This window comes from Opitutia bacterium KCR 482 (genome assembly GCA_029269845.2).
GTDB lineage: Bacteria > Verrucomicrobiota > Verrucomicrobiia > Opitutales > Intestinicryptomonadaceae > Merdousia.
In genome coordinates, this window is record CP149973.1 from 1,430,055 (window position 1) to 1,449,227 (window position 19,173).

Sequence of the window (19,173 nt, forward strand, 5' to 3'; positions counted from 1 at the left end):
CGGAAAGTCCGCCGCGGGAAAATTTATTCCTCTCAGTGTTGTCGTATTTTGTTATCGAAATTTTCGAAGCCGCGTTAAGCGCGTTTCGGCAAATTCTATCTGCGGTTGTTGAGCAGTATCTGCAAAATGTACCAGAACAGCATCGCGATTGACGCAAAAAGCCCCAGCGCCGCCGCTACGTACTGGTCGTTGTGGTATTGGTGGATAATCGCGCTCGTCTGGTAGAGCAGGGCGATTGCCGCAAAAACCGCCATCGCGACCGAGAACCACAACCCAAGCTGGAAGCCGAAAATCAGCGCGCACACGATTATTCCCAGCGCCACGAAAAAGCCCATCGTCAAAAACGAGCCGAGGAACGAGAAGTTTTTGCCCGAAATGAACGCGTACGCCGTTATGCCGCCCGAAAGCGAAAGCGTGAGAATCGCCGCCTGCCCGATTGTGTCGGGCGCGATTGCCTCCGCCAAAATCAGCAGCGGCAGGAATACGACGGATTCTGCCAGAACGTACAGGTACAGCCCCGCGTACTGCTTGCCGACCGACGCCGGCTGAACCGCCCAGCTGCTCGCAAGCCACGAAATCCCCATGAATACAAGCAGCACCACAAGCCAGTTGCGCCCCGAAACCATCGTCTGCGCAAGCTCTACTGCGGGCTGCCAGTGCAGCAGGAACGCCTCGCACGCAGCGAACGCCACGAGCGCGAACGCCAAGTTGACGTATGTCTTTTTCATGAACACCGAGCGCGCGTAGGACGCCTCTGCGTTCCGTTCGAACGGGGTTTCGAATGTGTCTCTGTTTTCCATGTTTTGTATGTCGAAAAATTCTTGTGGATTTAAATCGAATGTATAATAACGTAATTTTAATGGAAAATGAAAGTCTAAAATCGGCTGAATTGCGCGCCGACGGCAGAACCGCCGAGCAGACGCGCGAAATCAAATTCGAAACGGGCATTGCCGCCAACGCGACGGGTTCGGTTCTCGTGTCGTTCGGGAACACGCGGGTAATCTGCGCGGCGACTGTCGAAAAGCGCGTGCCGTCGTGGCTGAATTCGGCGGTTCCGCCCAAGGGCTGGATTAGCGCGGAATACGCAATGCTTCCGTACTCCACGCTTTCGCGCAAGCCGCGGGCGTCGTCGGCGAACAAGGTGGACGGCAGGTCGGTCGAAATCCAGAGGCTCATCGGGCGCTCGATTCGCGCGGTTGCCGACCTCGAAAAAATCCCGAACACGACGATTTGGCTCGACTGCGACGTGCTCCAGGCCGATGGCGGAACGCGCACGGCGTCTATTAGCGGCGCGTATGTGGCGGCGAAAATCGCGGTCAAAAAGCTAATAGCCGCGGGCGAGCTTGAAGCCGACCCCTTTACCGACTCCGTCGCCGCCGTGAGCGTGGGCGTCTGCGGCGGCAAGCCCGTGCTCGACCTGCCCTACGAAGAGGACAGTGTCGCCGAGGTCGATTCGAACATCGTGATGACGGGTTCGGGCAAATTCGTCGAAATTCAGGCGAGCGGCGAAGAGGCTACTTTCGACGCCGACGAGCTTGCCCGCCTTATCTCCCTCGCGAAAATCGGCATAGAGAAAATCTCCAAACTTCAAAACGATGCAATAGAAAATGGATAGAAAATCGAAAGCATTGGATAAATTCCGCAAACCGTATTCGTGCGCCCAGACCGTGTACGCCGCGTACGCCTCCGACTCTCCCGACGACCTCGCCGAAATGGCGGCAAACAGCGGCGGGCGCGCTCCCGACAACATGTGCGGGGCATTGTACGCCGCGCTGAAAATCCTGCCCGAAGGGCGGCGCGAAGCCGCAAAGGCGAAATTTGCCAAGCTCGCAGGCTCTACAAAATGCCGCGAAATCAAAACGCAGTTCGGCACTCCCTGCCCAAAGTGCGTTGAAATCGCCGCCGATATTCTCGAAAACCAGTAGAGGACGCCTGTTTGCGCCCAAAATGGGAACACGCGAAACTTCCGCCGTTCCCGTTTTTTGTTCCCGCGACTTTTTTTTAGCGGGTTGCTTGTTTTGCGCGGCTGGTTTCTAATTTACAGCGCGTTTTCGCGAACCCATTGCGCGAAATCCGCAACAGATTCAAACACCTTGCTTGTGGGCGACTTCCGCAGGGCGTTAACGTCGGCGTGTTTCGACCACGCGGCGGAAAGCGGTATGACGCCAGCTTTCAACGAGTTTAGCACGTCGCTTACAATGTCGCCCACATAGTAGACTTTGCCGAGCGTTTCGGCGGCGTTCCAGCGCTCCAAAACGTTGCGGATTTTTTCGGGTTTGACAACGCCGCTCTCGCTTCCGCATTCCAGCGCGGAAAAATAGTCCGTTATGCCGTATACGGCAAGCGATATTAAAAGAGACTTGCGGCATTTGCCCGTAACAATCGCCATGGGGACGGAGTTTTTGTAAAGCGTTTCAAGCACGTCTTTTATGCCGTCAAACGGCGCGGGCGAATACTGCTTTGCAAGCTCCGCATAGTGCGCCAAATAGCGTTCGAAGAATTTTTCGCCGTCGGCGGGGCGCAACACTTTGAACAGTCCCAACTCGTTCGGGCCGAAATGCGAAACAATCTCGTCGCGCGAGGGTGCTGAAAGCCCGAAATCGCGGTATGCCGCGCAAATTGCGGCAATTACAAGTTCCTCCGTCTCGCCGAGAGTCCCGTCGAAGTCGAATATAAAAGCGTTTTTCATTGTCGCCATATTGCAGTTTGGGGCGCGGTTTTAAAGAAAAAAGTGTTTACCGAGCGCAGTTTGCGCGGCGAATCCCGTTTTGGGAGCATTAAAAGCCCAGAAGGCCCTGCCCACCGTCGTCGAATTTTGCGTCGTCGTCGCGGGGCTTGCATTTTGCCGATTCCTCTGGGGCGTCGGCAGGCTTTTTCTGTTCTTCGGTAGCGTCAGGGGGTTGCCATGCGCCCGTTTTGGGAGCGGGTTCTTTGCTTTGGGGAGCTTCGATGGGCGTTTGCTCGGCGTTTTCCGCCTGTTCGGCTTCCGAAAGCATTTTGAGGAAGTCCGATTCTGCCAAAATGCTTGTGCCGAATTTTTTTGCCGCGTCCATTTTTGAGCTATGTTCTTCCGCCGAAATAAGATAATCTGTCTTTGCGCTTACCGATGACGCCGTTTTGCCGCCGAATTTTTCGATTAGCTTTTTTGCGTCGTCGCGTCCCATTGATTCGAGCTTCCCCGTGATTACGAACAATTTGCCGCTAAACGGTGTTCCCTCCACTGTCTTTGTGTGCGCTTCGAAATTAAGCCCCGCCGCCCGCAGGCGTTCAATCATTCCCCTGTTGTGCTCGTCGTCGAAAAACGCGCGAACCGAAAGCGCGCGGACGGGTTGCGCAATTTCTTCATTTTCAGCTGACTTCTTCTTTTTCTGAGACTTCGAACCCATGCCCTCAACGGACTTGATTTCCTCTATGTCGGCGTTCATGAGCGCGTCGAGCGAGCCGAATTTTGCGGCAAGCTCTTTTGCGAACTGCTCGCCGATTTCCAAAATTCCCAAGCCGAAAATCAGCCGCCAAAGCTCGCGCGACTTCGACTCCTCTATCGATTTCATGAGGTTGTCCGCGCTCTTGTCTTTGAATTTGCCGATTTCAAGCAATTTGTCGCGCGTAAGTGTGTAGATGTCGGACGGGTCGCGCACGTCCAGTTTGTCGGTAAGCTCCGCAACAACCTTTTCTCCCAAGCCGCGAATATCCATGCAGTTGCGCGACGCAAAGTGTTCGAGTCTGCCGCGAATTTGCGGCGGGCACGCCATGTTCGGGCAGCGCGAAATTTCGCCCAATTTGCGCAGTTGCGCTCCGCATTCTGGGCAGTGCGTGGGAAAAACAAAGGCTTGGGCATCGGGCGACCGCTTTTCCAAAACGACGCCCAGAACGGCGGGGATAATTTCGCCCGCCTTTTCCACAAGCACGGTGTCTCCAATGCGTATGTCTTTGGAAACTATGTAGTTTTCGTTGTGGAGGGTCGCCCTGTGCACTTCCGTGCCCGACAGCCTTTTTATAGGTTCAAGCTCCGCCACGGGCGTAATCGCTCCCGTTCTGCCGACCTGAATTGTAATGCCGTTAAGGCGCGTTTCGGCGCGTTCAGCTCGGTATTTCCAGGCAATCGCCCAGCGCGGAGCGTGGCTTGTCATGCCAGCCTTTTCGTGGAGGGCGCAGTCGTCGAGCTTCACGACCGCGCCGTCGGTGTCGAACGGAAATTCCGCGCGGATTTCCTCCAACTCGCAAATTTTTTCGAACGCTCCGTGCGCTCCGTCGGCGAGCGCGAACCAGTTTACCGACGGCAAACCCCACGATTTCAGTATCTTGGGAAGTTCGTGCTGCTCGGCGATTTCGACGCCTTCAATCGCGCCGACCGAATAGAAAATCGCCATGAGCGAGCGCGAGCGCAAGACGGCGGTATCCAACAATTTAAGAGTGCCCGCCGTCAGGTTGCGCGGGTTTGCGGGCAGTTTTTTTTCTATTGCGGCAAGTTCTTCGGGGAGAAGTTTTACGTTTTCGTAAGTTGCGGATTTATCCGTTTTTTGAAGTTCTTTTAGCTTTTTGTCGAGCGTCTTTTTTGTAAGCTCTTCGCGCTGGACTTCCGAAATCCGCAAAAATTCGGAACGCTCCATGTACGCCTCGCCGCGAATTTCCAAAAGCGACGGAATGTTTGTTCCCAATAAGGTAGCGGGCAGGTTTTTTACGACAAACGAATTTCTCGTGATGTCGTCGCCCTTTGCGCCGTTCCCGCGCGTAAGAAGCCGGACGAGCCTGCCGTTTTCGTATACGGCGGAAATTCCCGCGCCGTCGATTTTCGGCTCTACGCAGTAGCGCAGGTCGGCGTCGGTTTCGAGCACTTTTTTGAGGCGGGCGTCGAATTCTTCAAGCTCGGCGGAGTCGAAAACATTGTCGAGGCTGAGCATGGGCGAGAGGTGCTCGACGGATTCGAACGATTCGGAGAGATCGTTGCCGACGCGCACGGACGGCGAGTTGGGGTCGTAAAATTGGGGGAATTCGTCTTCGAGGGCGCGAAGCTCATGCATAAGCGTATCGAACTGGTTGTCCGATATTTGCGGCGCGTTTTTTACGCGGTAAAGCTTTTCGTGGAAGGCAATTTGCTCCCGCAATAATTGTATTTTTTCCTTTGCCTCTGCGCTGTCCATGCAGATTAAAAATTTTCGGAATGCGTCCGAATTCGTCAAGCATTATCGACAAAAAAACGGCGAACCCAAGTACGGGCATGTCGCCGTTTTTGCGGAAATTGCGCGTTTTTTAGCGATGAAAGCCGCCTATTTTTCTATTTCAAACTGCGCGTTTACGACGCACCGCACGTCTTTTTCTATTGTGGAAGTGTCGTACATGCCGTAAGACGCGGTTTCGGTTGAAAGCGGCGCGGTTATCTGGAAAACGCCCTGCGTTGCCGACATTATGTTGCCGAGCTTTGCGCCGCCCGCGCTTGCGAGCGTCTGCGCGCGCGACTTTGCGTTTTCCGTCGCCTTGGCAAGCAGATTGAGCTTCAAGTCTTCGATTTTCGAGTAGAGGTACACGGGCGAGTTGATTGTGATTGCGTCGCCGCAAATCGCCGCCGATTTCGCCATAACCTTGTCGAGCAATTCGAGCTTTTTTGTTGCGACATCGACACTTGCGAACGCCGTTTTGCCGCAGACTTCGCTCGTGTTGTAGCCGTCTTTGTTTGTCTTGAAGAGTTTGCCGAGGGTGATGTTCGAACTGCGGATTTCGGAATTGTCGAAGCCGTTTTCGCGCAGGAAGTTGACGACCTTTTCGACGTTTGCGGAGGTCTCCGCAAAAGCGTTTCTTTTTTGCGCTTCATTGAAGTTTACCGACGTTTCAACTGAAATTGTCCAGTTCGCGGTGTCGGACACAACTTTTTGCGTTGCAACGCCTTTTACGCTTATTCCGCTCGGCTTGCGGAACAAAATGCTTGGTTTTACCACGATGAGCGAGCACGCGATTAACGTCGCGCACGCGACAAGTGCGGTGAAAAATATAAATATCTTGTTTTTCATATAATTATAAAACTCCTTCCATCTTTTTTTGTTCCCCTTTATAAAAGAATGCGCGTTTTTAAATTTCAACACAAAAAAACGCAAAACATGTAATTCCCGTTTTGGTAGCAAAAACGCGCCCGAAATCTTCCCAATTTTGTTGACAGAAACGCAAAATTCGGGGAAATGTTAAGCATGAAAAAGTTTATTGTTTCCATGGCATTTGCGATGCTTGCGGGCGCGTCGGCGTTCGCGCAAAAAGACCCGCTTGTGGGCTTCTACACGGGGAAGGTCGAAAACGTGAAGTCCTACCCCTTCGGCTGGGGTAGCCCCGAACTTTGCCTTGAAGTGGCGCGTTTCGGCGACGAATACCAGCTCAAACTCGGCGAGCGCCCCCTTTTGCGCACCGACACCTACGGTTTCGAAAAAGGCCTCAAAGCCGAAAACGGGAAAATCGTCGTGAAAGACTTTTCCGAGCTTAAACTTTCGGGCGAGATTTCGCCGAACGGCGTTGTCCTCAAAGGCAAAAATCCCAAGGGCGGCGAAACCGTCGCGACTTTGAAGAAGACCGACATCGTTTCTCCCACAATGGGAACACCCGCTCCCGCCGGCGCAATCGTTCTCTTCGACGGCAAAGACACTTCCGAGTGGCAGCACAAAGACGGCGAGCCGTGTTGCTGGAAAGTCGAAGACGGCGCGTTCGTCTCGCAAAAACTTATCGCGGGCGGCAAGCGCAAAAACGGGACGATTTTCACGAAGCGCAAATTCGGCGCGCTCAAAATGCATCTTGAATTCATGATGCCAACAAAGTATTTGAATACTAACACGCGCGGAAATTCGGGCGTGCATTTCGGCCCGTACGAAGTGCAAATCATAGACTCGTTCGGCGGCGAGGGCAACTGGTGGCAGTGCGGGGCGATTTACAGAATGCACGCGCCTAAGACGAACGCGTCGCTCGAACCCGGCGCGTGGCAGACCTACGACATCGAGTACCGTCCCGCGCAGTTCCTTAACGGCAAACTTGTGGCGTATCCCGAACTTACCGTGTACCACAACGGCGTGCGCGTGCAAAACAAAGAGCCGGTTTTTGCGCCGACCGACATCACCCAAAAGCACAATCCGCACACAGCCGACCCAATCAATCTCGGCTTGCAAGACCACGGTTCGCCCGTGTCTTTCCGCAATATTTGGGTGCAACCCCTTTAAGGAGAGGGATTCAAAAAGCTTGCAAAATCCGAAGCGCGAAAAATTATATTTTAACCATGACAACCGAAGAATTCAAAAAAGAGTTTGAAGCGCGCCGCCTTAAAGTGGAGGCGGCAATAGACAAATACCTCCCCGCGGAGGACACGCGGCCGTCAATCGTCCACAAGGCGATGAGGTACAGCATGGAGGCGGGCGGCAAGAGAATCCGCCCGATGCTGTTGCTTGCCGCGCACGACATGTTCCCGTCGGAAATCGACCCGCTACCCGCGTGCGTCGCCATTGAATGCCTGCACACGTACTCGCTTATCCACGACGACCTTCCCTGCATGGACAACTCCGACCTCCGCAGGGGCAAGCCCACATGCCACATGCAGTTCGACGAAACCATGGCGCTGCTCGCCGGCGACGCCCTGCTGACGTACTCGTTCCGGCTTTTGGCGGACGCATACAAGGCGTACCCGAAAGTTGCGGCGGGCTTGGTTCTCGACCTCGCCGACGCTGGCGGAAGCACCAAGATGATAGGCGGGCAGGTTGAGGACGTTCTCGGCGAGCGCGACGGCAAGATGACGCCCGAAAAGCTCGACTTTATCCACCACAACAAAACGGCGGCTCTCATTACTGCGGCGGTCACCATGGGCGTAAGGCTTGCGGACGACTATTCCGAAGAGAAGCTTGAAGTTGCCCGCGAAATCGGCAAGAACATAGGCCTTGCATTTCAGGTGATTGACGACATTCTTGATGTCGTAAGCGACGACGCCACGATGGGCAAAACAACCCACCTCGACGCCGCAAACGACAAAATGACATACGTCTCGCTTTACGGAATCGACCGCTCTCGCGAAATCGCGGCGGAACTCACCGCAAAGGCGGTCGCCCTCTGCGAAAAGCTCAGCCCCAAGTGCGATTTCCTCAAAGCGCTTATAGGCTACATGCAAAACAGAATAAACTAACGCGTTGCGGGAGGCTTCTCCCGCCGCAAACAAGACGCCCGTTCGGGCGCGAATCGAAAGGTAAAACATGGTAGTTGCTCCCAAAGTCAAGGGCTTTCTGTGCATTACCGCGCACCCAGAAGGTTGCGCGGCGAACGTGCGCGAACAAATAGAATATGTTAAAAGCAGGGGCGAAATCAAAAACGGCTGCAAATGCGCGCTCGTTATCGGCTCGTCCACGGGCTACGGACTGGCGAGCCGCATAGTGTCGGCATTCGGCTGCGGAGCTTCGACGGTGGGCGTGTTCTTCGAGCGTCCCGCCGACGTCGCGCGCGAACGCCCCGCAAGCGCGGGCTGGTACAACACGGCCGAATTTACGAAACAGGCGGAATCGGCGGGGCTTTACGCCGCGAACATCAACGGCGACGCGTTTTCGGACGAAATCAAAAAACAGGCGATAGAGGCAATCAAAAAGTCCCCGCAGGGAAAGGTGGATTTGATTGTGTACTCGCTCGCGTCGCCGCGCCGCACCGACCCGAAAACGGGCGAAGTCTACAAGAGCGTTCTCAAAACCGTCGGCGAAGAGCGCGAAGACAAGAGCCTCGACACCGACAGGGGCGCGGTCGTGAACGTCAAAGTTCCCGCCGCCAACGAGCGCGAGATTTTCGAAACCGTCAAGACCATGGGCGGCGAAGATTGGGAGCTTTGGGTTAAGGCTCTCGACGAGGCTGGCGTGCTCGCCGAAGGCTGCACAAGCGTTGCGTACTCCTACATCGGTCCGAAGCTCACATACCCCATTTACCGCAGCGGCACGATAGGGCTTGCAAAGGCGGACCTCGAAAAAACCGCCGAGCGAATCGACGGGCTTTTGAAGCTCCACAGGGGCAAGGCGTTTGTCTCGATGAACAAGGCGCTCGTAACGCAGGCGAGCAGCGCGATTCCCGTCGTGCCGCTCTACGTCTCGATTCTCTACAAGGTGATGAAGGAAAAGGGAATCCACGAAGACTGCATTCGCCAAATCGAGCGGCTCTTTGCGGAAAATCTCTACAACGACAATTTCCTCGACTTCGACGAGCAGGGGCGCGTGAGAATCGACAACCTCGAACTCCGCGACGACGTCCAAAAAGCCGTTTTCGACATCTGGCCGAAAGTGAGCACCGAAAACCTCTACGAGCTTACCGACTTCGCCGGCTACAAGAGCGAATTCATGAAGCTATTCGGCTTCGGGCGTCCCGACATAGACTACTCGAAAGACGTTCAAATTTAAGCGGTCGCAAGACCCGAAAAACGCAAAACGCGGAGCAATTTTTTGCCCCGCGTTTTTTTGCGCATTTGAAAGCCGCAAACGGCTTGTCTTGCCTCGGCCCTACGCCAGGCGCGATTTAATTCTTTCGGTAATCTGCTCTGTCGAAAGTCCGAACTGGGCGCGGATAGTCTTTACGTCGGTGCCGTGCGGTATGAATTTGTCGGGCCAGCCGATGACGTCGAGCGCGCATTTCGCGCCGTTTGCAAGCAGGCATTCGCCGACCGCCGAGCCGAAGCCGCCCGCCACAACGTGGTCTTCAATCGTGATTATCGTCTTGTTTTCGGCCGCGCATTTGAGCAGAAGCTCCGCGTCGAGCGGCTTGGCGTAGCGCGCGTTGACGACGCCGATTTTTACGCCCGTTTCGGCTTCGATTGCCTTCGCCGCCGTGAGCGCCTCTTTGACCATGTTGCCCAAAGCCCAGACGCAAATTTGTCCGTCCGACTCCCTCAAAACCTCCGCCTTGCCGATTTCGAGCAGCGCGGGTTCGTCCTTGATTTTAACGCCCTCGCCCTTGCCGCGCGGGTAGCGTATGAACGACGGCTGTTTCGATTTAATCGAAGTCCAAAGCATGTCGGTAAGTTCGTCCTCGTCTTTGGGCTGCATGACAACCGCGTTCGGGAGCGGGCGCAGGTAGGAGATGTCGAAAACGCCGTGGTGCGTCGCGCCGTCGTTGGGGCTAAGCCCCGCGCGGTCGAGGCAGAACACGACGGGCAGTTTTTGCAGGCAGACGTCGTGCATGGCGCAGTCGTAGGCGCGTTGCATGAACGTTGAATATATTGCCGTGACGGGCGTAAAGCCCTCGCATGCCATGCCCGCCGCGAAAACCGCCGCGTGCTCTTCGGCAATGCCGACGTCGAAAAACTGTTTCGGCAGCTCTTTCTTGATGTACGAAAGCCCCGTGCCCGACGCCATTGCCGCGGTGATTCCCACAATGCGCTCGTCTTTCTTTGCGAAGCGCAGCAATGCCTGTCCCATGGCGTCCTGATAGTTCGGAACGGACTTGTCGGCGTTGAGCGTTTCGCCCGTTATTACGTTGTAGGGCGACGCTCCGTGGAACTTTTCGGGGTTGCGCACGGCGACTTCCAAGCCCTTGCCCTTTTTCGTGATGACGTGCAGAAGAATCGGGCGCGTTGCGCGTTTGCAATAGTTGAGGTAGCGTTCGAGAAGCGGAATGTCGTGCCCGTCGATAGGCCCGAGGTACATCAGCCCGAAATATTCGAAGAACGGAGACGGCACAAACCAGCCCTTTGCGTCGCGGGCGGTGTTTTCGGTCATCTTGATAACCGTTTCGCCGAAGGGGAGCTTTTTGAGGAACGAGTTCATGTCGGAATACAGCCTGTTGCAGGCGGGATTCGTTATTACCTCGTTCAAATACTGCGCGATTGCCCCGACGTTCTTTGCGATGGACATTTCGTTGTCGTTTAGCACCACAATCATTTTTTTCGTGGTGGAGGCAATGTTGTTGAACGCCTCGAACGTGACGCCGTTTGTGAGGGCGGCGTCGCCCAAAACCGCTATGACGTTTTCGTCGCCGCCGAGCCTGTCGCGCGCCGCCGCAAAGCCGAGCGCCGCCGAGGCCGCCGTGCCCGCATGTCCCGCGCCGAACGCGTCGTGCTCCGACTCAAACCTGTTGCAGAAGCCGCTTATGCCGCCCGTCTGGCGCAGGTTCTGGAATTTTTCGTTATTGCGCCCCGTCAGGAGCTTGTGCGTGTAGCATTGGTGCGAAACGTCGAAAAGGATTTTGTCTTTCGGGGTGTCGAACACGCGGTGGAGCGCAATGGAAAGCTCCACAATGCCCAAGTTCGGGCTGACATGCCCGCCTTTTTGCGAGGTAACGTCTATGATTTCCTGCCTGATTTCGCGGGCGAGTTCGGGGAGCTGATCTGGGGGCAGTTTTTTCAGGTCGGCGGGAGATGAAATTTCGCTAAGCAATGACATTTTCGAAAGGAATTGTTGTTTGCCGAATTTGCGGTTAATCGCGTTCGAGGACGAAATCCTCGGCGGAATCGCCCGAAAGTTTTTTTATGGAAAGCTCGGCGTCGTCGAGCTTTTTGCGGCAGAAGTCGAGGCATTCCTTGGCGCGGCCGTATTTTTCCACAAGGTCGGAAAGCGGAATCTGCGGATTTTCCAGTTGCGCCAGAATATCGCCGAGTTCTTTCAGTGAAGCCTCGAACGAGACTTCCGATTTCGAATTTAACTTTGCTGCCATTATCACAAGTTTCACATTAAATATTGCAATTTACAAGGCAAAAAAGAATGCAAAATCCTCCCCTAAAATCGGCAAACGCAGAACAAACGCTCGAAATTACGTGTCCAATCAAAGCGGAACGGGGCGAGGGTCGAAAATTTTTGCGAATAAAAAGCTCGACATTTTCGATAATATCTACACTGTGGGGATTTACAGATACTATGCCCCTTTCGTTCGCCGAAAGGATATCGGCGAACAGAGAACTTGTATTTCAAGGAGAATCAATAACATGGCAACAAAGAGAACGACAGGCAAAGCTCCCCTCAAACCCTCCTACGCGTATCTTATAGAGAAAAAGCGCGACGGGCACGAATTTACGGAAGACGAAGTTCGCAATATCGTAGACTCGATTCTCGACGACGAAATGCCCGACTTCCAAATGGCGGCGCTCATCATGGCGATTTTCTTCAAGGACATGGCGGCGCAGGAAACCGCCGTCTTTGCCGACGAAATGATTCTCACCGGCGAAACGATTGAACTTTCCGACATCTCGCGCCCGAAAGTCGCAAAATACTCGACGGGCGGCGTGGGCGACAAAACCTCGCTGATTCTCTCGGCAATCGGCGCGGCGTGCGGCGTGGTTGTCCCCGGAATGTCGAGCGCGGACGAAGACTTCGTAATCACAGTCCACAACAAACTTTCGTCCATTCCAGGCCTTAAAACAAAACTGCCGCTCGACGCGTTCCATAAACAGCTCGCAACAGTGGGCTGCGCAATCTGCGAACATGACGACTCTATCGCGCCGGTAGACGCAAAAATCTTCAAAATGCGCCACGACACCGCGACTATCCCCAGCTTGCCGCTTATCACCGCAAGCGTGCTCAGCAAAAAATTCGCGGTAGGCTCCGACGGTCTCGTGGTCGATGTAAAGTGGGGCAACGGCTCTTTCCTGCGCGACATCGAGCAGGCAAAACAGCTCGCCCGCACAATCACGCGCGTAGCCCGCGTAATGAAACACAGGTGCGTAGCCCTCGTAACCGACATGAACCAGCCGCTCGGCAACTGCGTCGGAATGGGCTTGGAAGTCATGGAGGCTCTCGAATTTTTGCGCGGCGGCGGCTCGGAAGACATGAAGGATTTGGTTCTCAAATTGGGAATGGAAATCCTGAGACTTGCGGGCGTTGCCGGCTCTACGCTTTCGGCGAAACAGTCGGTCGAACGCGTCATCGAAGACGGCTCTGCATATAAGAAACTGCTCGAAATGGTTAAGGCGCAGGGCGGCTCGGCGTCGTGGCTCGAAGACCCGACAAAATACCCCATGCCCAAACACACGCGCAAACTTCCCGCTCCGAAGCGCGGATATGTCCACAATATCAACGCGGGGCAAATAGCGCGCGGCGTGCAAATTCTTTCGACAATGAAAAACGGCAAGACCGACCCTTACGTCGGCGTAACCGAAATCAAGAAAGTTGGCACACAGGTGAAACAGGGCGAACCCCTGCTCGTCATTCATTACAACGACGAAACGAACCTCGACGCGGCGATGGACTATTTCAGAAACGCATACAGACTTGCGCCGCGCCGACCCACCCCGCCTCCGATTGTGGTCGAACGCGTCGCATAAACGAACATGTTTTGAGAGAGAAGCCCGACTTCCGTCGGGCTTTTTTGCGAACGGGACAAGCAAGTGCCGCAAGGGGATAAACACAGATAAACTCAACCAACGGCTATCATGCGAATAAACAAGAGGATATGAGGAGCTTGCGGGGCGGGCTGCGAATCGGCAAATAAAAAAACGCATAATTTTTGAAAAAAAAGCTTGCAAGGAGACCTAAAATACCTACCTTTGAAAACATCATAATTCTTTGGAGAAGTCCCTATCGTCTAGCCCGGTCTAGGACATTGGATTTTCATTCCAAGAACCGGGGTTCGAATCCCCGTGGGGACGCCAGAGGGTGATGAGAAAAAGCCGCGCGAAAGCGCGGTTTTTTTGTGCCCGTTGAAGGCGGGCACAAAAACCAAACCGAACGGCGGAGCGCGGGGAAAGAATTTTTGCGAAGCAAAAACCCGCAGGGCAAGCGAAGCGCAGTTCAATTCACCGCCGCGAATTTGTTTTTTTTGTCTGCCGCTCATTAAAACTTGAAAAGCGTCGGTTCGTTTTTGCATCATTATATCAAATAAAATCCCTATGAAAAATATTGACGCGCAAGGTTTGGAGAACGCCAAAAGGCTATTCGAGTCGGGCGAAATTGATAAGTGCGAAATCGGCACTACAAAGGGCTTGCAACAAGTTCACGAGCAGCTTTTCGGCGGGCTTTACGACTTTGCGGGGCAAATCAGAACCAAAAATATTTCAAAGGGAACGTTCAGGTTCGTCAACGCGCTATATTTAAAAGAGGCTTTGGCGAAAATAGAGCAAATGTCCGAAACCTCCTACGAGGACATCATCGCGAAATACGTTGAAATGAATATCGCCCACCCTTTTATGGAGGGCAATGGACGTTCAATGCGCATCTGGCTTGATATGATGCTAAAACGCGCCCTTGCGAAAGTTGTCGTTTGGCAGCGCGTAGACAAAGAGCAATATTTGCAGGCAATGGAGCGCAGCCCGATAAACGACTTGGAATTGCGTTTTTTATTGCAGCCGAACTTGACGAGCAAAACCGCCAACCGCCAAGTAATCTTCAAAGGGCTTGAACAATCCTACTACTACGAGGGCTACAAAAAGCCGAAGGAATGAGCGTTTATCGGTTCTCGCTTTTCGACAAGATAATGGTGGGGCTGCGGTGCGCGAAATCTTAAAATCTATTTGCCTACACCGCCCGATTTGCTGCATGGAGCGGGTTCTATGCATGGTAGATTGGACGATTGGAATTTCCTTGTGGAAATTTACAGAAGTTTAAATCGTCTACAAGTTCAAGCGCTTCGCGTCCGTTGGCTTTGAAATTATAGTACACATGCTTGTCGATTGCCGAATCAAGCCCGTACTTTAAATTTTTGCGTAAATACGCAGTTTTTTAAAGTGGAGTTTTTGGAGGGTTGCGGGAGGCTTTGTTTGTGGAATGGGAAATCGGCGAATTTTTTGGGGGGGCGATGGCGGTGTCGGGGTTGGGATTCGGCTTCCGCAACTTGTGCTCTGTGGGAAATTTGCTTGCAAAAAAATATTCGGGGCAAAATGACGGTTTCGAAAAGGAGGCGGCGCATTGCCGCTCCCATGCAACACACGCAAATATTAAAATTCTATATATGTTAAAACTCAGAAAACCACTGTTTCTTGCAATGCTAATTTCCGCGGTTTCCGCGTTTGCCGACGTGTCGAATCCGCCCGACGTAAAGCTCAAAAATCCGCCCGCGCTCGAAAACAAGGACTCGTTTTCGATGATACTTTTCGGCGACCCGCAAACCTACTCCAAGTTCAGTTTCAGTCAGCCGATTTTCGAATTGATGACCGCGTGGACTGCCGCGCACAAGGACGCTCTGAACATCAAGGCGGCTCTTTACACCGGCGACCTTGTTGAGCACAACGGCATGTTGACCAAGTTCAATCCCAAGCAGAAAAGGGAGATCTCGAACGTGCCGTCGGCATTGCAGTGAGAGAGTGTCGCCCGCGCGTTTTCGCGGCTCGACGGCGTTCTGCCCTACATTCTTTGCACGGGCAACCACGACTACGGTTTTTACTGCTCCGAGAACCGCGGCACCCAGTTTGCAAAATATTTCCCGATAATAAAAAATAACTGTTGGCGCGATTTTCTGGTTGAAACCGCTTCCGATTCCCGCGGCGTAATGACTCTCGAAAATGCCGCCTACGAGTTCGACCTGCCCAACTGGGGCAAGGTGCTTGTCCTTTCCCTAGAATTCGCCCCGCGCGACGAAACTCTCGACTGGGCGACGAAACTCTCGACTGGGCGAAGAAGCTCATGACTTCCGAAAGGTTCAAGAACCACAAGGTAATTTTGCTCACGCACTCCATTTTGCGCGTTTCCGAAAAGGAGGTTTCTATAGGCTCGCTCCACGCAACTACGCCGAGGCCGTTCTGAAAAAGCTTGCGGACGACTCCGACAATTTGAAGCTCGTTCTCTGCGGGCACTCAGGCAGACCCGCCAGAATGTCGGGCAACATTGACTACACGAACGCGAAGGGCAGGAAGATTCCGCTGGTGCTCTTCAACCCGCAGTCCTGCGGCGGTTGGTTCGGCAACGGCGGCGACGGCTGGCTGCGCATCATGGAATTCATGCCCGACGGCAAGACGATTTCCATGCGGACCCACTCTCCCCTGTTTGCCGCCTCCGAGCGCACTCAGGATTTGTCGTGGAATCGCGATTCCGACAACGAATTCAAGCTTGTGATAGAATAGTTCGGCGCAGGCGCAAAGGCGCGGGGCGTGGTTCGTTCCCCGCGGTTTGCAAAGTGAAAGCGGGCGGGTAATCCGTCCGCTTTTTGCGTTTTTTTGAAATGGAGTTGCCGCCGATTTTTTTGCGTCCGCTATTGCTGCCGAAAACGGGCTTGCGTGTTATTTTGTGTCCGGAGGCAAGCCGAAGTATTCCGCCGCCGCCGCCCTGTCTTTTGCTATTTGCGATTTCAGTTCGTCGAGCGATGGAAACTTCATTTCGGGGCGCAGGAATTTAAGGAAGTCGACCGAGATTTTCGTGCCCGCGCCGAAATCGACGTTTTCGAAGAGGTTTGTTTCGAGCACGGGTTCTGGAATGTCGTCGACCGTCGGATTCAGCCCGTAGTTTGCGACGCCCTTGTAGCTTGCGCCGTTTGCGCGCACTTCCGCCGCATAGACCCCGAACGGCGGCTTGCAGTCGGGATTCCATTTGATATTGAGAGTGGGGAAGCCTATTGCGCGCCCCAATTTTTTCCCGCCCGCGACTGTTCCCCGCGCCGAGTACGGCCGCCCCGCGATTTCCCCGAACAGTTCGAGATTTCCGCTTTCGAGCGCGTCGCGCATGAGCGAAGAGCTTTTTCTGCGCCTGTCGGGCAGGTGCTCGCTTTTGACTGCGGCGTATTTCCAGCCGTTTGCCTTTGCGGTTTCGGCGAGCGTTTTTGCGTCGCCTTTTGCGCCGTGCCCGTAGCGGAAGTTTTCGCCCGTGGCGATTCCCCTAAGCCGGGGGAATTTCGATTTGAGGAAGCTTCCGAAATCCGCGCAAGTGCGTTCGGCGAAAGGCTTGTCGAAGTTTTTTACGAAGACCGCGTCCGCGCCAGCCTCGGCGAACATTTCCGCGCGTACGCCGCTCGGAAAGAGCATGCGGACGGGCGGGCGTCCCATATCGACGACTTTCGACGGGTGGGGCGAAAACGTGAGGATTCCGAGTTTTGCGCCGCATTCCTCCGCCATTTTACGCGCGGCTTCGACCACGCGCATGTGTCCGCCGTGAAGGCCGTCGAACATGCCGATTGCCAGCACGCATGGGTGCGGGTAGTTGCCGATGTCGTCGAGCAGAACGGCGTTCATTTTGTCAGAGCGCGAAGCTCGGCACTGCCGACGCCACGGGTATTAGGATTTTCTTTATCGCCGAGGGGCTTAGTTGCGAAAGCTTTTCTACGGTGATTGCGTTTTCGACGTTGAATTTGTCGCTCGAAATTCTGCGCAGTTGCGTCATGTGCGCCCCGCAGCCGATTTTCTTGCCGAGGTCGTGGCAGACGGTTCTCACATATGTGCCCTTGCTGCACGCGAGCCTGAACTTCGCCGCGGGCTTGTTCCATTCGAGCAGCTCGAATTTCGAAATGTTGATAAAGCGCGGTTCGCGCTGAACCTCCTGCCCCTGTCGGGCGAGTTTGTAGAGCGGGATTCCGTTGAGTTTTTTTGCCGAGAACATCGGGGGCGTCTGGTACTGGTCTCCGAGGAACGACGCCATTTGCTCGCGCATGTACGCTTCGTTGACGGATTCGGGCACGGGGAGTTCGGAGACAACTTCGCCCTCCGAGTCCTGCGAGTTCGTTTCGACGCCGAGCTTCATTTCGCCGTCGTAGACTTTGTCGAGGCTCATTAGGTACTGCGAAACTTTCGTCGCGCGTCCCACGAGGATTACGAGCAGCCCCGTCGCGAGGGGGTCGAGCGTGCCCGCATGACCCACGCTTCTGATTTTGAGTATGCGCCGCACTTTGTTCACGACGTCGTGCGACGTGCAGCCCGCGTCTTTGTCGATGAGGAGAATGCCCTCGTATTCAGAACCCGCTTTTTCCATTATTTTGACCTGTCTGCGTTTTGAAGCGAAGCCTCTATTAGATTCAAGAGCTTCGGATAGAACGTGTTGATTGTTTCGCCCTCGGCGGTGAAGCCCGCCGCCGCAAGGTGTCCGCCGCCGCCGAAATGTGCGGCGATTTCGTTGACTTTGTATTCGGGCGTTTTTGCGCGGAGGCTTCCCTTGACGCCGTTTTTCATGTCTTCGAGAAGCACCGCGATGTCCACGCCGTCCACGCTTCTTGCGTAGTCAACAAGTCCGTCGCTGTCCGCCTTTTCCGCGCCCGTTTTTTCGTAGACGCCTTCGGGCAACAGCCCTATGCAGACGCGCCCGTCGAAGTGCATTGTGAGCGTTTGGAGGTACGACGCCAAAAGTTTGAGTTTTGCGAATTTCTCGCGCTGGTAGAGCTGTATTGCGACCCACGCCGCGTCCGCGCCCGCCTTGACGAGCGACGTCGCGATTTCGAAAGTTTTTGTGCGCGTCGATGTTGTCGTGAACTGCCGCGTGTCCATGACAATTCCCATGTAGAGCCTGTTTGCGGTCTCTTTGGAGATTTCAAGCCCCGCGTCGAGCGCAAGGCCGCCGATAAGCTCGGCAGTCGCCCCCGCCTTTGCGTCGATTATGTTGATTTTTGCCGACGGGCGGTTTGTCGCGTGGTGGTCTATGCACGCCAGCGGTTCGGGGAAGCGTTTGCAGAGCGAGAGGTTTGTCCGCGCGTAGTCGGCGCAGTCTACCGTCATGATGTCGAAGGACGCGTCGTCGAAAGTTTCGGCGTCGAGCATTGTTTCGCCGACCGCGAAATTTTCGTAGAGGTAGGGTACTTTGTTTTGGTTCACGCACACGACAACCGCTGCGCCCGCCTGCCGCAGAAAGTCGGCGGCGGCAAATTGCGAGGAAATGCAGTCGCCGTCTGGGCGCATGTGTCCCGCGACCGCGATTTTCCTGCCGCGGGCGGCGTCCAGCAGCGCCCTGAATTCTTCGGCGTATTCGGGGAAGAGTAGGCTCATTCGGGCTTTTCCGCTTCCCCTTCGGTCTTTTGTCCGGCGTCGATTTCGTCGATTGCCGCGAGTATTTTAAGCGCGCGTTCGCCCGACGCGTCGAAAATGAATTGTAGGTCGGGCGAGTATTTCAGCACCACTTTCTTGGAGAGCATTTGTCGCAGTTCCTTTTTTATCGACGCCAAAAACTTGCCCGCCCGCGCGATGTTTTCGCGGTTTCCGAGCGCGGAATAGTAGATTTTCGCGTTTCTTAGATCGGGCGAGACGTCCGCCTCCGTCAGCGTGATTGACACCGACTCCGAACGCCAGCGACTGTGCAGCAGCGCGCTAAGCTCTTGGAGTATCAATTCGCCGACTCTGATTTTGCGCTGTCCCAT

The 19,173-nt window shown here is 54.6% G+C and carries 20 protein-coding genes and 1 tRNA gene; 11 read left to right on the plus strand and 10 right to left on the minus strand.

Annotated elements, in window-relative coordinates:
• Positions 1–95: 95 nt before the first annotated feature.
• The gene (locus tag P3B99_005935) at positions 96–800 is read right to left on the minus strand and encodes a Bax inhibitor-1 family protein (GenBank protein WYJ06748.1); all 705 of its coding nucleotides are present in this window, start codon (positions 798–800) and stop codon (positions 96–98) included.
• 59 nt (positions 801–859) lie between these two features.
• On the opposite strand from P3B99_005935, the gene rph reads away from it, so the two are divergent.
• Positions 860–1,615, plus strand: a complete 756-nt coding sequence (gene rph, locus P3B99_005940) for a ribonuclease PH (protein ID WYJ06749.1) — start codon at positions 860–862, stop codon at positions 1,613–1,615.
• Entirely contained in the window at positions 1,608–1,925 is a 318-nt protein-coding gene (locus tag P3B99_005945; protein ID WYJ06750.1) for a C-GCAxxG-C-C family (seleno)protein, read from the plus strand. The genes rph and P3B99_005945 overlap by 8 nt, the downstream gene beginning before the upstream one ends.
• Before the next feature lie 113 nt (positions 1,926–2,038).
• Here P3B99_005945 and P3B99_005950 read toward each other — a convergent pair whose 3' ends face one another.
• From P3B99_005950 to P3B99_005960, 3 genes are all read right to left on the minus strand, one after another.
• A complete protein-coding gene (locus P3B99_005950) occupies positions 2,039–2,689 on the minus strand; it encodes an HAD family hydrolase (protein ID WYJ06751.1) in 651 nt (216 codons plus the stop codon).
• An 88-nt stretch (positions 2,690–2,777) separates the two neighbouring features.
• Positions 2,778–5,141: an NAD-dependent DNA ligase LigA gene (gene ligA, locus P3B99_005955; GenBank protein WYJ06752.1), complete on the minus strand. Its 2,364-nt coding sequence runs from the start codon at positions 5,139–5,141 to the stop codon at positions 2,778–2,780.
• Between the two features lie 126 nt (positions 5,142–5,267).
• Positions 5,268–6,005, minus strand: coding sequence for an SIMPL domain-containing protein (locus tag P3B99_005960; GenBank protein WYJ06753.1), 738 nt, complete (start codon positions 6,003–6,005; stop codon positions 5,268–5,270).
• A 174-nt stretch (positions 6,006–6,179) separates the two neighbouring features.
• Between P3B99_005960 and P3B99_005965 the strand changes: the two genes are divergently transcribed.
• From P3B99_005965 to fabV, 3 genes are all read left to right on the plus strand, one after another.
• Positions 6,180–7,190: a DUF1080 domain-containing protein gene (locus P3B99_005965; protein WYJ06754.1), complete on the plus strand. Its 1,011-nt coding sequence runs from the start codon at positions 6,180–6,182 to the stop codon at positions 7,188–7,190.
• 56 nt (positions 7,191–7,246) lie between these two features.
• Positions 7,247–8,140, plus strand: a complete 894-nt coding sequence (locus P3B99_005970; protein WYJ06755.1) for a polyprenyl synthetase family protein — start codon at positions 7,247–7,249, stop codon at positions 8,138–8,140.
• A gap of 67 nt (positions 8,141–8,207) precedes the next feature.
• Positions 8,208–9,386: an enoyl-ACP reductase FabV gene (fabV, locus tag P3B99_005975; GenBank protein ID WYJ06756.1), complete on the plus strand. Its 1,179-nt coding sequence runs from the start codon at positions 8,208–8,210 to the stop codon at positions 9,384–9,386.
• A 99-nt stretch (positions 9,387–9,485) separates the two neighbouring features.
• Here fabV and dxs read toward each other — a convergent pair whose 3' ends face one another.
• Positions 9,486–11,363, minus strand: a complete 1,878-nt coding sequence (gene dxs / locus P3B99_005980) for a 1-deoxy-D-xylulose-5-phosphate synthase (GenBank protein WYJ06757.1) — start codon at positions 11,361–11,363, stop codon at positions 9,486–9,488.
• A 34-nt stretch (positions 11,364–11,397) separates the two neighbouring features.
• On the minus strand, positions 11,398–11,634 hold the full coding sequence (xseB, locus tag P3B99_005985) for an exodeoxyribonuclease VII small subunit (protein ID WYJ06758.1): 237 nt from the start codon (positions 11,632–11,634) through the stop codon (positions 11,398–11,400).
• Between the two features lie 268 nt (positions 11,635–11,902).
• On the opposite strand from xseB, the gene P3B99_005990 reads away from it, so the two are divergent.
• The 6 genes from P3B99_005990 (at position 11,903) to P3B99_006015 (ending at position 15,967) form a co-directional block, all read left to right on the plus strand.
• Complete coding sequence (locus P3B99_005990; protein WYJ06759.1) at positions 11,903–13,237, plus strand: thymidine phosphorylase; 1,335 nt, start codon at positions 11,903–11,905, stop codon at positions 13,235–13,237.
• 249 nt (positions 13,238–13,486) lie between these two features.
• Positions 13,487–13,564 (plus strand) — tRNA-Glu (locus P3B99_005995).
• 237 nt (positions 13,565–13,801) lie between these two features.
• On the plus strand, positions 13,802–14,353 hold the full coding sequence (locus tag P3B99_006000) for a Fic family protein (GenBank protein WYJ06760.1): 552 nt from the start codon (positions 13,802–13,804) through the stop codon (positions 14,351–14,353).
• A 506-nt stretch (positions 14,354–14,859) separates the two neighbouring features.
• The gene (locus tag P3B99_006005; GenBank protein WYJ06761.1) at positions 14,860–15,207 is read left to right on the plus strand and encodes a hypothetical protein; all 348 of its coding nucleotides are present in this window, start codon (positions 14,860–14,862) and stop codon (positions 15,205–15,207) included.
• A 189-nt stretch (positions 15,208–15,396) separates the two neighbouring features.
• A complete protein-coding gene (locus P3B99_006010; GenBank protein ID WYJ06762.1) occupies positions 15,397–15,534 on the plus strand; it encodes a hypothetical protein in 138 nt (45 codons plus the stop codon).
• A gap of 142 nt (positions 15,535–15,676) precedes the next feature.
• The gene (locus P3B99_006015) at positions 15,677–15,967 is read left to right on the plus strand and encodes a hypothetical protein (protein ID WYJ06763.1); all 291 of its coding nucleotides are present in this window, start codon (positions 15,677–15,679) and stop codon (positions 15,965–15,967) included.
• A 156-nt stretch (positions 15,968–16,123) separates the two neighbouring features.
• Here the strand turns inward: P3B99_006015 and ribF are convergent, their stop codons facing one another.
• From ribF to rbfA, 4 genes are read right to left on the minus strand one after another with little or no spacing between them, the layout of a single operon-like run.
• The gene (ribF, locus tag P3B99_006020) at positions 16,124–17,068 is read right to left on the minus strand and encodes a riboflavin biosynthesis protein RibF (protein ID WYJ06764.1); all 945 of its coding nucleotides are present in this window, start codon (positions 17,066–17,068) and stop codon (positions 16,124–16,126) included.
• 4 nt (positions 17,069–17,072) lie between these two features.
• A complete protein-coding gene (gene truB / locus P3B99_006025; protein WYJ06765.1) occupies positions 17,073–17,801 on the minus strand; it encodes a tRNA pseudouridine(55) synthase TruB in 729 nt (242 codons plus the stop codon).
• On the minus strand, positions 17,801–18,805 hold the full coding sequence (locus P3B99_006030; GenBank protein WYJ06766.1) for a DHH family phosphoesterase: 1,005 nt from the start codon (positions 18,803–18,805) through the stop codon (positions 17,801–17,803). The genes truB and P3B99_006030 overlap by 1 nt, the downstream gene beginning before the upstream one ends.
• On the minus strand, positions 18,802–19,173 hold the full coding sequence (gene rbfA / locus P3B99_006035; GenBank protein ID WYJ06767.1) for a 30S ribosome-binding factor RbfA: 372 nt from the start codon (positions 19,171–19,173) through the stop codon (positions 18,802–18,804). The genes P3B99_006030 and rbfA overlap by 4 nt, the downstream gene beginning before the upstream one ends.